This window comes from Micromonospora chokoriensis, assembly GCF_000718555.1.
GTDB classification, from domain to species: domain Bacteria; phylum Actinomycetota; class Actinomycetes; order Mycobacteriales; family Micromonosporaceae; genus Micromonospora; species Micromonospora chokoriensis_B.
The window spans coordinates 58,418-71,555 of the sequence record NZ_JOAN01000022.1; the positions used below are offsets into that span (position 1 = coordinate 58,418).

The window sequence follows — 13,138 nt, forward strand, 5'->3', positions numbered from 1 at the left end:
ACCCGGCCCGATCAGGGGCGGGCGGGGTGCGTCGGTTGGCGGCTCAGCCGACCGGGGCGGGCTCGCGGGCCGGTTGCCGGTCGACGCCGAGCATCCCCCGGCGGCGGGCCCAGCGCTCGAAGGCCAGGGTGGCGAACGGCGGCACCGCGCTGGCCAGGGCCACCGCCGTGGCCAGCAGGCTCCACCGGTGCAGCCGGGCCACGGCCAGCACCAGCAGGACGTACGCGACGAAGAGGCCACCGTGGATCGGCCCGAAGATCTTGACGCCCAGCTCGTTCTCCGGCGGGCCGTACTTGACCAGCATGCCGACCAGCAGGGCCAGCCAGGAGCAGGCCTCGGCGATTGCCGCCGCGACGAACAGCCGGGTCACCTTCTCGCGCATCCGCACGCCACCACCTCTCGGGCCGTAATGCTATCGGTGCGCTCTGGCCGGGGTGACGGGGCCGGCAGCTGGGTAGGAAAGGCCCATCGGGTCTTCCCCCGCCTGCCGAGGGCGTGCGAGGTTAGGGGGACCAGCGGTGACAGGGTGGTGACCATGGGCGAGGACGTCGGCGTGCGAACCTTCAGTCGAGAGGATCGGGCCCGCTATCGCGACAAGGTCCGGCGCTGCCTGGATGTCTTCGCCGAGATGCTGCGCGAGTCCCGCTTCGACGTGGACCGGCCGATGACCGGTGTGGAGATCGAGCTGAACCTGGTCGACGAGGCGTCGAACCCGGCGATGCGCAACGCCGACGTGCTGGCGGCGATCTCGGATGAGAGTTTCCAGACCGAGCTGGGCCAGTTCAACGTCGAGATCAACGTGCCGCCGCGCCGGCTGACCGGCACCGGCACGGCCGACTTCGAGGAGTACGTGCGGGCCAGCCTCAACGCCGCCGAGGTGAAGGCCCGGGAGATCGGCGCGCACATGGTGATGATCGGCATTCTGCCGACGCTGCGCCCCGAGCACCTGACCGCCGAGACGCTCTCGGCGAACCCCCGCTACAAGCTGCTCAACGAGCAGATCTTCGCGGCGCGTGGCGAGGATCTGCCGATCGCCATCAGCGGGGTGGAACGGTTGGCGGTCACCGCCGACACGATCACCCCGGAGGCGGCCTGCACCAGCACCCAGTTCCACCTCCAGGTCAGCCCGGCCCAGTTCGCCGACTACTGGAACGCCGCCCAGGCGGTCGCCGGCATCCAGGTCGCGGTCGGCGCGAACTCACCGCTGTTCTTCGGCCGGGAGCTGTGGCGCGAGACCCGCATCCCGCTGTTCCAGCAGGCCACCGACACCCGGTCGGAAGAGATCAAGGCCCAGGGGGTACGCCCCCGCGTCTGGTTCGGCGAGCGTTGGATCACCAGCGTGTTCGACCTGTTCGAGGAGAACGTGCGCTACTTCCCGGCGCTGTTGCCGGTCTGCGACCCGGAGGACCCGGCGCAGGCCCTCGCCGCCGGTGAGGTGCCCAACCTCGCCGAGCTGCGCCTGCACAACGGCACCGTCTACCGGTGGAACCGCCCGGTGTACGACGTGTCGCGGGGCCGGCCGCACCTGCGGGTGGAGAACCGGGTGCTGCCCGCCGGCCCGACCGTGCTGGACACCATCGCCAACGGCGCCTTCTATTTCGGGCTGGTCCGCGCCCTCGCCGAATCGGATCGACCACTGTGGTCGCAGATGTCGTTCAGCGCCGCCGAGGAAAACTTCACCAGCTGCGCCCGGCACGGCATCGACGCCCAGGTCTTCTGGCCCGGTCTCGGCTACCTGCCCGTCACCGAGTTGGTGTTGCGCCGGTTGCTGCCGATGGCGCATCACGGCCTGGACCGGTGGGGGCTCGACCCGGCCGAGCGTGACCGGCTGCTCGGCATCATCGAGCAGCGCTGCCTGACCAACCGCAACGGCGCGACCTGGCAGGTGGAGACGCTGCACCGGATGGAATCCGCCGACCACCTGGACCGGCCGGAGGCGCTGCGCGAGGTTGTCCGGCACTACGTGGACCTGATGCACAGCAACCGACCGGTGCACGAGTGGCCCATCCCGTGAGCACGCCCGCGGGGCTCAGCCCCGCGGGGTGGGAACGCCGAACAGATCGGTGATGCCGCCGGGAAGCTGGGCGAGCAGATCGTGTCGCTCGTCGTCATCGAGCGCCTCAGCGACGGTACGCAACACCGCCTGGGCGTGCTGACGCACCTCGTCCGCGTTCGCGACCTGCTCGCGGTCCCCGACCTTCTTCAGGAACTCGCCAACATCCCACCGGCGGCCCCCCGGATTGCGAGTAACGGACCCGTTCAACCGCTCCGGTAGCTGTGTCGCCAGGTTGTCGGCCTCCTGTCCGGCGAGCCGTTCACCGAGCACCGACAGGACGGCCTGTACCGACCGCACGGCCTCGTTCTCACCGAGGCCAGCGCGCTGTCGTACCGTGGCGATCATCTGCTCGTACTCCATGCCCCGCTCCTTCGGTCTCGTTGGCATGCCGTCGGGCCTGCCTGCGGGCGAACGGGGCGAGTTCCCACGCTCTGCGGCGACAAACGGGTCACGCGCGGACCGGACGTTCCCGCCGTCGGCGGGCGAGGCATCACGAACCGGCGCGAACCGGGCGCTGCCCCTTGTGGACCCCACCTAACATCGATGAGTGTCGTAGGCTGTGGCGGCTCGCACATCGTCTGATCACGATGAGGGGACGCCGGTGGCCACTTCTGGAACAGACCCAGCCACGATCCAGGGACCCACACGGGTGCCTCTGTCCCGTCGGCACATGCTGCAGATGGGAGCGGCGGCTGCCGGTGGCACGGTGCTCGTCGGCTCGGCGCAGGCCGCGTCCGCGCAGGCCGCGCCGGTTGGTGCGAAGCGCGTCCTGCGGGCGCCGGCACTGGCACCCGGTGACCGGGTTCGGGTCGTGTCACCCGGCGGCACCCCCAACCCCACAAACATGGCCCGCGGCATCGAGATCCTGCGCAGCTGGGGCCTGGAGGTCGAGCTGGGCGAGCACGTCTTCGCCAGCTACGGCTACCTGGCCGGCACCGACGCACAGCGGCTCGCCGACCTGAACGCCGCGCTCAACGACCCGGGGATCCGTGCGGTCTTCGCCGCGCGCGGCGGTTACGGCACGCAACGGATCGTCGATCAGATTGACGTCTCCGCTCTGCGCCGCGACCCCCGGGTGGTCGTCGGCTTCAGCGACATCACCAGCATCCAGGGCAAGCTCTGGCGCGAGACCGGCCTGGTCACCTTCTACGGCCCCATGGTCAACTGGAGCGACTCCCGCACCGGCCCGGAGTCGGCCGAGTCGCTTCGCGCGGCGGTGATGACCACTGCGCCCGTCACGATCGTCAGGGATCCGGCCGAGACAGCCGCCCCCGTCCTGGTGCCGGGCCGGGCATCGGGGCCGCTGCTCGGCGGCTGCCTCACCATGATCTCCACCTCGCTCGGCGCGGGAGACGCCCCGAGGTTCGACGACGCCATCCTGTTCTTCGAGGACGTCGACGAGGCTCCGTACAGCATCGACCGGATGGTGACCGAGCTGCGCCGGGTGGGCGTGCTGTCCCGGGTCGCCGGGGTGGTCATCGGCCAGATCACCAACAGCGTCGGCAGCCCGGGTCAGTGGGACGCGGCGGCGGTGCTCAAGGACCGCCTGTACGACCTCGGTGTGCCGGTCCTCGGCGGGCTCCGACTGGGGCACGGCAACGGGCAGCTCACCGTGCCGCTCGGCGCGCGGGCCACCATCGACGCCGAGGCGGGGACCTTGACGGTGGAGCCTGGAGTCCGCCCGCGCTAGCCTTCCGTCGGCCGGTCCCAGGGAGACGGGTCGTCGCGCAATCGGCTGTAGAGGTATCCGTCGCGCCACTGACCAGCCCGAAACTCGCTGGCCCGCACGATTCCCTCCAACTGGAAGCCGGCCTTCTCCAACGCCCGCTGCTCGGCCACGTTCTCCGGGTGGGTGCCCGCCTGGATGCGCTGCGCCGGGCTGTGCTGAAACAGGTAGTCGCAGAGCAATGCCTGCGCTCGCCAGCCGATGCCTCGCCCACGCCACGGCGGCAGCAGGACGATGCCGATCTCCCAGTACGACGCCCGTCCGGCGTAACGCCCTGAGCGGTAGCTGACCAGGCCGGCGGCAGCCCGTTCCTGTTCGACCTCGACGACGAGCCGTCCGTCGTCCTCGCCGAGGTAGCCATCGACGGCGAACCGCCGTGCTGGCGCCGCCGCGTCCTGGAAGCCGGCCCAGTCCAACCCGATCAGGCCCGGCTCGGTGCAGAACCGCTGGAACATCGCCAGGTCTGGCTCGGCAACCGGCCGCAGCCGGACGGTGAGATCGGCCGTCACGCGCACCGATGTGCCACCACTATCCATGGCGGACAGGCTAGCCGGCGGGCACCGGGAGGCGGTCTCGTCTCACTCCGACTGCCACCGCAGCCAGGTCGGGTCATGCTGGAAGCCCACTCGCTGATAGAGGGGTACGGCGCGTCTGCTGGAGTGGACGGTCACATGCTCCAGGTCACGCCTGCGCGCCTCGGCCAGGACTTCCTCCAGCAGGGCCGCGCCGATCCCGTTTCCCCGACGCTCCGGCACCACGTACACCGCTTGGACGTCCCCGCTCTGGCGGCTGCGGTGCACCGGGGTGGGCACTCGGTCGGCGACCATCAGCCACGCCATCCCGACCACGTCACCGTCGACCTCGGCGAGGAACGGCAGGTGGGTCGGCAGATGCTCGGTGACCCACCCGACGAACGCCTCCACGAAGTCGGCGTGGTCGGTGCCGGTGTAGCCGCGCTCCTCGGTCAGCCGCCGCCACCTCAGGCCCGCCAAGGCCGCCGCGTCGGCGGCCGTCGCCGCACGTACGTCAACCCGCATGACGCCTCCCAGGAAATCGTGCGCCCGAAGCTATCAGCGGTGCGTTGCAGGTGGAGCGACAGGGCGACGACGGGTGGAGGTCGTGGTCGGTTCCTTTGGAGCTGAATCGTTTGCGACATCAGCTCCAAAGGCTGCGCGGGAGGCTGCCCGTCGGCGGAGCTGTGGGCCGGTCAGACCTTGAGCAGCACCTTCGTACAGTCGTCCTGCTTCTTCTGAAAGATCTTGTAGCCCTTCGGGGCGTCGCGCAGCGGCATCCGGTGGCTGACGATGAAGCTCGGGTCGATCTCGCCACGCTGGATGCGCTCCAGCAGCGGTCGGGTGTAGCGCTGGACGTGACACTGACCGCTGCGCATGACCAGCGATCGGTTCATGAACGCGCCCATCGGGAACTTGTCGACGAAGCCGCCGTACGCGCCGACGACCGAGACCACTCCCCCGGAGCGGCAGGCGAGGATGGCCTGGCGCAGGGCGAACGGCCGTTCCGTCTCGACTCGCGCGACCTGCTTGGCCCGGTCGTAGGCGTACATGGCGGCGTTGCCGTGGTGGCCCTCCAGACCGACCGCGTCGATGCACGCGTCGGGCCCCCGGCCGGCGGTCATCTCGTTGAGCGTGTCCAGCACGTCTGTCTCTTCGTAGTTGATCGTCTCGGCGTCGATGTGCTCCTCGGCCAGCCGCAGCCGGTACGGGAACCGGTCGATGACGATCACTCGCTCCGCGCCGAGCAGCCGGGCGCTGGCCGCGGCGAGTAGCCCGACCGGGCCGGCACCCCAGACGGCGATCACCTGCCCGGGTTTGATGTCGCACATCTCGGCGCCCATGTAGCCGGTGGGGAACACGTCGGCCAGCATGACCGCCTGGTCGTCGGTGATCTCGTCGGGCACCTTGACCGGGCCGATGTCGGCGAACGGCACCCGGGCGTACTCGGCCTGGCCTCCGGCGTAGCCGCCGAGCAGGTGGGAGTAGCCGAAGATGCCGGCCGGCGAGTGCCCCATGATCTTCTCGGCGATGCCGGCGTTGGGGTTGGAGTTCTCGCAGACCGAGTAGAGGCCGCGTTGGCAGGACGAGCAGTGCCCGCAGGCGATCGGGAAGGGCACCACCACCCGGTCGCCGGGTTTGAGGTTGCGGACCTGCGGGCCCACCTCCACCACCTCGCCCATGAACTCGTGGCCGAGGATGTCGCCCTTGCGCATCTCGGGGATGTAGCCGTGGTAGAGGTGCAGGTCGGAGCCGCAGATCGCGGTGGTGCTGATCCGGACGATCGCGTCCCGGGCGTTCATGATCTTCGGGTCGGGCACGTCGATGACCTTGACGCTGTCGGCGCCCATCCAGGCGGTGGCCTTCATTCTCGGTCCCTTCGAAAGAGCCGCGCGGTCAGCGGCGCGAGGCCGGCAGTGGCTGGGCGGGACGTTGCATGGCCTGTTGGCGCAGGGAGATGCCGTTGGGGCTGCCCTCGGAGCGGACGACCTCGCCGGCCTCCAGCACCTGCTTGAACCGGCGCAGGTCGTCACGGACCTGCTGCTCGGGTTCCTCGCCGAAGAGCTTCGCCACCGCCCGGCCGAGCGCGCCGGCCGGCGGTGCGTAGCGCAGCTCCACCCGTACCTCGGTGCCCCGGTCGCCGGGTGCGGGCACGAACCGGACCCGGCCGGCGTTGGGCACCCCGGCCCCCGGCAGCGAACGCCAGGTGATCGACTTGTTCGGCTTGTCGTCGATGATCTCGGCGTCCCACTCGACGCGGCGTCCGGCGGGACCGCGGGCGATCCAGTGCGAGCGGCGCAGGTCATCGGCGCGTACGGACTCCAGGTGGGCCATGAACCGGGGCAGGTTCTCCATGTCCCGCCAGAACCGGTACGCCTCGGCGGGCGAACGGTTGACCGTCACCGCGATCTCCATCCGGATCACCCGAGCGCGGGCCCGTCCAGCCCGCCCGATGCGTACGGCGGCGAGCACGTCGATGGCGGTGATGCCGGCGACGGCGAGGGTGGTCAGCGCGACCCGGCGGCGTCGTGCGCCGCTGCGGTCGGCGAGGGCTCGCCCGAGCAGGGTCAGGTCGATGGCGTCGCCGGCCACCCGGCTCCAGGCCCAGCCGGCCGGGCGAGCGCCGCTGAGCAGGCCGGCGGCGCTGCCCAACTCGCGCAGGCCGACGGCGGGGAGCACGGCCCGCGCGGCCGGGGAGTCGTCCACCCCCGTCATCCGCGCGACGGGTCCGGGAGCGACCAGGGCGCCTACGCCCAGGGCCAGGCTCAGCAGGCCGAGCGTGCTCGGCAGCGTCGCTGGCACCGGCCCGTCCAGCTCCGGCAGGAGGACAGTGTCGACACGACTCATCTCCGGTCCCTTCCGGTGGGCGTCGCCGCCGGTCCGCCGGCGAGCGGCGGTGGTTCCGCCCCCGTGACGCTATGCGGTACGCGTGACGTGTGCGCCCGGTTCGAGGCAGAACCCCCGGGGAAAAGAACTGGACGGGGATTTACTCGGCCTTGTAGCTTGCACTCGACCGTGACACCGCCCGAGGAGGTGAGACCCATGAACGCTGTATCGATGTGGGTGCTCCCCCTTGCCGTCACGGCCGGGCGACTGACGTAGGTGTCGCCGGGAGCGCCGCCACCTGGGCACTCCCGAAAGGCAACACCTATGCACTCAGCACAGTTCACCAAAGCGCCCCGGCCGTTCGACGTGATCATCGTCGGTTGCGGGCCGACCGGGGCGATGCTGGCCGCCGAGCTACGGCTGCACGACGTACGGGTTCTCGTTCTGGAGAAGGAGACCGAGCCGACGTCGTTCGTCCGCATCGTCGGTCTGCACATTCGCAGTCTCGAGCTGATGGCGATGCGCGGGCTGCTGGAGCGCATCCTCGAACACGGACGGCGGCGTCCGGCCGGTGGCTTCTTCGCCGCCATCGACAAACCCGCACCCACGGGCCTGGACTCCGCGTACGCCTATCTGCTGGGCATCCCGCAGCCGGTCATCGTCCGCCTGCTCGAAGAGCACGCGACCGACCTGGGTGCGCAGGTCCGGCGCGGTCGCGCGGTGGCCGGTGTCGCAACGGACGACGACGGCGTGACCGTCGAGCTGGCCGACGGGGAGAAGCTGCGTACGCGCTATCTGGTCGGCTGTGACGGCGCGCGCAGCACGGTGCGCAAACTGCTCGGTGTCGGCTTCCCCAGCGAGCCCTCGCGGAGCGAGACGCTGATGGGCGAGATGACGTTGGCTGCGCCGCCGGAGGAGATCGCCGCCGCGATGGCCAGCCTGCGGCAGACCCATCCGCGATTCTGGCTGCGACCCTTCGGCGGTGGGGTCTACAGCGTGGTGGTCCCCGCCGACGGCGTGAGTGATCGCGCGGAGCCGCCGATTCTCGACGACTTCACCCACCAGTTGCGCGCCATCGCGGGGACCGATTTCGGGGCGCACTCCCCACGCTGGTTGTCCCGTTTCGGGGATGCCACCCGGCTGGCCGAACGGTTTCGGGTCGGCCGGGTGCTGCTGGCTGGCGACGCGGCGCACATTCATCCCCCCATCGGCGGACAGGGCCTCAACCTGGGCGTTCAGGACGCGTTCAACCTCGGCTGGAAACTGGCCGCGCAGATCCGTGGCTGGGCGCCGGAGGCCCTGCTCGACACCTACCAGGCCGAACGTCAGCCGGTCGCCGCGGAGGTGCTGGACAACACCCGCGCACAAGTGGAGCTGTCGTCCCCCGAACCGGGCCCACAGGCCGTGCGCAGGCTGCTCACCGAGTTGATGGACTTCGACGAGGTGAACCGCCACCTGATCGAGAAGATCACCGCGATCGGGATCCGCTACGACTTCGGCGCCGGCCCGGACCTGCTCGGCCGCCGGCTGCGCGACATCGACGTGAAGGCGGGCCACCTCTACGACCTGCTGCATCGTGGTCGCGGCCTGCTGCTGGACCGCACCGAACGCCTCACTGTCGGCGGCTGGTCGGACCGGGTCGATCACCTCGCGGACCCGACCGCCGACCTGGATGTCGCAGCCGTCCTGCTGCGCCCCGACGGTCACGTCGCCTGGATCGGCGACGATCAGCGGGACCTGGACGGGCACCTGTCCCGCTGGTTCGGTGAGCCCTCGGACTAGCCAACCGTCGACATCGCGACATTGACCGATTTGGATCACCTGCCAGCGGTTACCGTCGGCCCAACCCGCCGCGCCGCCGGAAGGACGCCCTCATGAGCCGCGCGATCCTGCGCCAGCTGACCGCCACCGTCACCGTCGCGCTGCTCGTCGTGGGGGCCGCCGCGCCGGCTGCCGCGCGTACCCCCGGGTCGGTGTCGCCCGCACCTGGTGGCGTCCGCACCGTGGTGCGCGACGCGGCGACCGGCGCACCGGTCGCACGGGCCTGCGCCGCGCTCGTCCCGGTGGACGCTGCGGCGTTGGCGGCGGTCACGCTTGGCGAGGACCAGCTCGGGCGGTACGGGGGGTGCGCCGACGAGCAGGGCGTCCTGGTGACCGGCGACGTCGCCCCGGGGAGGTACCGGCTGCTGGTACGCCCCTACGACACGACAGCACACGGCTGGCAGTGGGTCGGCCGGCACGGCGGCACCGGTGAGCGGGAGCGGGCCCGGGTGGTCCAGGTCCGCGCCGGCGCGGTGACCGGTGTGCCGGCCGTCCGGCTCGACCGGCCCGGCACCGTCGTCGGGGTGGTGACCGACGCGGCGACGGGCGCGCCGGTCCCCCGGGCCCGGGTCATGGTGGTGCCCTACGTGCCGGATCCGAAGTACGGCGATCACGGCCCGACCACCGACGAGTACGGCCGTTACACGATCACCGGTCTCGGCCCGTACCACTGGCCGGTGCAGTTCGCCGCCGCCGGGCTGGCCACCGTGTGGTCCGGCGGCGCGGGCAGCCGACTGTCGGCGCGGCCGGTGCGGGTCCGCGCCGACCGGACGGTCACCCTCGACCAGGCACTGCCCGCCGGGACGTCGCTCAGCGGCACGGTACGGGTCGACGAGCTGCTCACCTACGCCCAGGTGATCGCGTTCGACGCGGCCACCGGGGACCTGGCCGGCGTGGCGGACGTGGGCAGCGGTTACGTCCTGCGCCTGCTTGCGGGGCAGCGGGTCAAGCTGCGGTGCGACTGCGCGTACACCCCGCCGGTGTGGCACCGCGACTCCGCCGGCTTCGACGCCGCGACTCCCGTGCGGGTCCGGCGGACGCCGGCCGTGGTGGACTTCGACCTCAGGTGACCCGTGCTGGTCAGAGAACCAGGTTGACCCCGACCGCCTTGCACGCGGTGGAGATCTCCTTGCCGGCCTTCTCGAAGGCCGGGTTGTCGGCGGCGGTCGCCGGGTCCGCAGCGGCTGCGGCCTTGGCCGCCTCGGCGCCGAACTTCCGCAGCGCAGCGGCCAGCTTGCCGTCGCCGGTCGCGGCGACCTCGGCCACCTTCTTGTCCAGCCCACTGAGGATCTTCTGGTAATCCGCCGCGGACGCCTCGCCGGTCGTGGCGACCTTCACCAACTCCACCCTCATCTCGTCGCTGGCCTTCTTCGCCGCCTCGCAGAGCTGCTTGTCGCTCGCGGCGCCCGCCGCAGGCGACGACGCCGGCGGGGCGGCAGCGGAGGTGGCCACCGAGGACGGGGCTGCGGACGTGGGGGTGGGCGTCGTGGATCCGGCGGTCGTCGCCTTGTCACTGTCGCCGCAGGCGGCGAGGGCGGTCGTAGCGGCAAGGATCAACAGGGCAGAAGCAAGGCGCGAAGTTTTCACGGACGCGCACGCTAGCTGATGTCTCAACGATGATCAATTCGCTCGGCACCGGCCTGCTCCGCGTCCCTCCGCAAGGGCTGGTCACGGTGCAGGAGCCGCGTCGCGCAGCGCGAGGATGGAGGTCGCGGTCAGTGCGACGGGGCGGTCGTCGTCGTGCGACAGGTCCCTGAGTGCCCGTACGGCGATGCTCCCCGGGATGTCCGCCAACGCCTCGGTCAGCCGTCGCCGCGCGGTAGGCGCGACGCTGTCCTGTGCGAGGCAGGCGACGAGCCTCGTCGCGATCTGGTCTGCCAGCGCGGGATCGGCGGCCAGCAGAGTCAACGCATCGGCCGCGTCGACGTCCTTGGTCTCCTCGACGATCATGTCGATCAACGTCGGCACCGCGTCCGCCACCCCGCGCGGCCCGAGCGCCAGAGCCGCGTACCTGCGGACCACGATGTCGGAGTTCGCGAGGGCGTCCCGCAGCACGTCGGTCGCCGCAGCGTGCGGGATCTCGGCGACGGACTCGACAGCGCGCCTGCGTACCTCGGCTGTTGGCGAACCGATCCCCTCGGCCAGCAGCGCCAACCCGCCGTCGCCGGACTGCGCCAGCGCCCAGCGCAGGGCTCCGGCAACGATCGGGTCCGACTCGCTCAACACCGCCTCGACAAGCGCCTCAACCGGCACCTCGCCGACCGAGGCCAGGGCCGCGCGCTGACGCCGGCCCGCGCTCTCCGACCCCAATCCCCGCAGCAGCGCGATGGTCTGCAGGACATCCTCCCAGTCGGCGGGTTCCGCAGCGCCGATCCGACGCAGCCGGGTGAGCAGCTCCGTCTCACCCGCGATGCGTTCTCGGGTCTGGCGGATGAGGTCGTCGACGAGCGCCGACGGCGCGAAGCCGGGGTCGTCGAGCGCGCGCCGGACGTCGCGCAGCGACAGCCCCAGTGACCGCAGGCTCTCGATCTGGAAGATCAGCCGGATGTCCTCGCTGGAATACTCGCGATAGCCAGCGCCGCTGCGACCGGTAGGCCGGACCAGGCCCAGCGAGTCGTAATGCCGAAGCATCCGCGCGCTGACGCCGGACCGTCGCGCCACCTCACCGATCAGCACCGCGGATCACCCGCTCTCCCCCGTCGTGCCGAGAGCAACCACACGCTTGGCCTCCTCGATCGCGAGCGCGAAGCCGGCGTCCGGGTCCTGCGACAACTGTTGCGTGGCGTTCGCGTGGGCGCGCACCCGGGGGTCGAGATCTGCCATCGCGGCCTGCAACGCTGGCATGATCACCTCACCGAGCGCGATCAGCGCGCGGCTCAGGCTCAACTGCGTCTCCCGGTTGCCGCGCCCGAGCTGCGTCGCCAACACGCTCGCCAGCTCGGCCGCCTCACCCTCGGGCACGAGGACGACCGCCGCTCGCCAGGCGCTGCGCGCCACCTCGTCGTCGGCGTCGGTCAGCAGCGCCCGGGTGATCGCCGGCCAGGCTCGCCGGTCGCCGATCTTGGACAGCGTGTGCAACGCCTGACTCCGGGCCTGTGCACCCGCCGAGCGGAGCTCGTCGACGAGCTTCGCGACGGTCAGCGCGCAGGGGTGGCGGGTCAGGGCCCAGGTGAGCATTTCGCGTACGGAGAAGTCGGGCTCGACCGCGCACCGCTCGATGAGCAGGTCGACGTATCGAGGATCCGGGGTCGTGCCGACGGCGAGGGCTGCGCGCAGCCGTACCGACGAGCTGTCGTGCTTGAGCCCCTGTTGAGCCCTCATCGCGAACGTGTCCTGGTCCGGCCTGGTCATCGGCTATCACCCCTTCGACGCCAGTGAAGACCTTGTCACTGTGTCAAGGTCAAGCCGTCTTCGCTGCTGTTCACAGCGTCACCGGGGGGTGGTAGGAAGTGACGAGTTGCCTCGCCTCAGGGAGATGATCGTGACGCGTTCCCACCTGTCCCGCCGAACGCTACTCAGCGCCGGTGGCGCCGCCGCCGTGGCGCTCGGCGCGGCCGCAGTCAGCCCGTCCGCCGCCGTCGCCGCCACACCGGTCGAGGACTCGGTCGATACGCCGGCGGAGGCGCTGCGGCGGCTGCAGGCCGGCAACCGGCGGTTCACCTCCGGCCACGGCCGGCACCCGCACCAGGGCCTGGCCGACCTGCACCGGCTCGCCGCCGGCCAGCACCCGTTCGCCATCACCGTCGGCTGCGCGGATTCCCGGGTCGCTCCCGAGGTGCTCTTCGACCAGGGCCTCGGTGACCTGTTCGACAACCGGGTGGCCGGCAACATCGTCGACGACCTGCTGCTGGGCAGCGTCGAGTTCGCCGTGGAGGAGTTCGGCAGCCTGCTGATCGTCGTCCTCGGCCACGAACGCTGCGGCGCGATCACCGCCACCATCGACGCCATCCACAGCGGCGGCACGGCGCCCGGGCACATCGGCACCATCGTGGACGCCCTGCGCCCGGTCGTCGAGCCGGTGCTGGAGCAGCCCGGCGATCCGGTGGAGAACGCGGTCCGGGCCAACATCGCCGCCCAGGTGCGGTCGCTCAGCGAGCGCAGCACGATCATCGCCGAGAGGGTGCACCAGGGCGCGCTGCGCGTCGTGGGCGCCCGCTACGACCTGGACAACGGGCGGGTCGTTCTGGTGGCCTGACG

The 13,138-nt window shown here is 71.2% G+C and carries 14 protein-coding genes; 5 read left to right on the forward strand and 9 right to left on the reverse strand.

Going from position 1 to position 13,138, the window contains the following annotated elements:
• Positions 1-43: 43 nt before the first annotated feature.
• Entirely contained in the window at positions 44-382 is a 339-nt protein-coding gene (locus tag IF46_RS0125815; RefSeq protein WP_030490971.1) for a DUF3817 domain-containing protein, read from the reverse strand.
• 153 nt (positions 383-535) lie between these two features.
• Between IF46_RS0125815 and IF46_RS0125820 the strand changes: the two genes are divergently transcribed.
• On the forward strand, positions 536-2,014 hold the full coding sequence (locus tag IF46_RS0125820) for a glutamate--cysteine ligase (RefSeq protein ID WP_030490972.1): 1,479 nt from the start codon (positions 536-538) through the stop codon (positions 2,012-2,014).
• Between the two features lie 15 nt (positions 2,015-2,029).
• On the opposite strand, the gene IF46_RS0125825 is transcribed toward IF46_RS0125820, so the two are convergent.
• Positions 2,030-2,416: a DUF2267 domain-containing protein gene (locus IF46_RS0125825; RefSeq protein WP_051724176.1), complete on the reverse strand. Its 387-nt coding sequence runs from the start codon at positions 2,414-2,416 to the stop codon at positions 2,030-2,032.
• Between the two features lie 310 nt (positions 2,417-2,726).
• On the opposite strand from IF46_RS0125825, the gene IF46_RS0125830 reads away from it, so the two are divergent.
• Complete coding sequence (locus IF46_RS0125830) at positions 2,727-3,746, forward strand: S66 peptidase family protein (RefSeq protein ID WP_232234164.1); 1,020 nt, start codon at positions 2,727-2,729, stop codon at positions 3,744-3,746.
• Here IF46_RS0125830 and IF46_RS0125835 read toward each other — a convergent pair.
• The 4 genes from IF46_RS0125835 to IF46_RS0125850 form a co-directional block, all read right to left on the reverse strand.
• Complete coding sequence (locus IF46_RS0125835) at positions 3,743-4,318, reverse strand: GNAT family N-acetyltransferase (protein WP_051724177.1); 576 nt, start codon at positions 4,316-4,318, stop codon at positions 3,743-3,745. The two genes, IF46_RS0125830 and IF46_RS0125835, sit on opposite strands and share 4 nt — an antisense overlap.
• A 42-nt stretch (positions 4,319-4,360) precedes the next feature.
• Positions 4,361-4,819 (reverse strand): GNAT family N-acetyltransferase, encoded by a 459-nt coding sequence (locus IF46_RS0125840; protein WP_051724178.1) that lies wholly within the window; start codon positions 4,817-4,819, stop codon positions 4,361-4,363.
• Positions 4,820-4,989: 170 nt separating this feature from the next.
• On the reverse strand, positions 4,990-6,162 hold the full coding sequence (locus IF46_RS0125845; protein WP_030490977.1) for a zinc-dependent alcohol dehydrogenase: 1,173 nt from the start codon (positions 6,160-6,162) through the stop codon (positions 4,990-4,992).
• A 28-nt stretch (positions 6,163-6,190) separates the two neighbouring features.
• A complete protein-coding gene (locus IF46_RS0125850) occupies positions 6,191-7,141 on the reverse strand; it encodes an SRPBCC family protein (protein ID WP_084598049.1) in 951 nt (316 codons plus the stop codon).
• Positions 7,142-7,444: 303 nt separating this feature from the next.
• On the opposite strand from IF46_RS0125850, the gene rox reads away from it, so the two are divergent.
• Together rox and IF46_RS32835 are read left to right on the forward strand one after the other, a co-directional pair.
• Positions 7,445-8,902 carry a rifampin monooxygenase gene (gene rox / locus IF46_RS0125855; protein ID WP_030490979.1) on the forward strand — a complete coding sequence of 486 codons (1,458 nt, stop codon included), beginning with the start codon at positions 7,445-7,447 and terminating at the stop codon, positions 8,900-8,902.
• Positions 8,903-8,994: 92 nt separating this feature from the next.
• Positions 8,995-10,011: a carboxypeptidase-like regulatory domain-containing protein gene (locus IF46_RS32835; RefSeq protein WP_030490980.1), complete on the forward strand. Its 1,017-nt coding sequence runs from the start codon at positions 8,995-8,997 to the stop codon at positions 10,009-10,011.
• Positions 10,012-10,021: 10 nt separating this feature from the next.
• On the opposite strand, the gene IF46_RS0125865 is transcribed toward IF46_RS32835, so the two are convergent.
• The 3 genes from IF46_RS0125865 to IF46_RS0125875 all read right to left on the reverse strand — a co-directional run bounded on the left by IF46_RS0125865 (position 10,022) and on the right by IF46_RS0125875 (position 12,292).
• Positions 10,022-10,528, reverse strand: a complete 507-nt coding sequence (locus IF46_RS0125865) for a hypothetical protein (RefSeq protein ID WP_030490981.1) — start codon at positions 10,526-10,528, stop codon at positions 10,022-10,024.
• An 81-nt stretch (positions 10,529-10,609) separates the two neighbouring features.
• Positions 10,610-11,617, reverse strand: coding sequence for a MerR family transcriptional regulator (locus IF46_RS0125870; protein ID WP_030490982.1), 1,008 nt, complete (start codon positions 11,615-11,617; stop codon positions 10,610-10,612).
• 6 nt (positions 11,618-11,623) lie between these two features.
• Positions 11,624-12,292, reverse strand: a complete 669-nt coding sequence (locus IF46_RS0125875; RefSeq protein WP_030490983.1) for a HEAT repeat domain-containing protein — start codon at positions 12,290-12,292, stop codon at positions 11,624-11,626.
• A 124-nt stretch (positions 12,293-12,416) separates the two neighbouring features.
• Between IF46_RS0125875 and IF46_RS0125880 the strand changes: the two genes are divergently transcribed.
• The gene (locus IF46_RS0125880; RefSeq protein ID WP_030490984.1) at positions 12,417-13,136 is read left to right on the forward strand and encodes a carbonic anhydrase; all 720 of its coding nucleotides are present in this window, start codon (positions 12,417-12,419) and stop codon (positions 13,134-13,136) included.
• Positions 13,137-13,138: the final 2 nt, after the last annotated feature.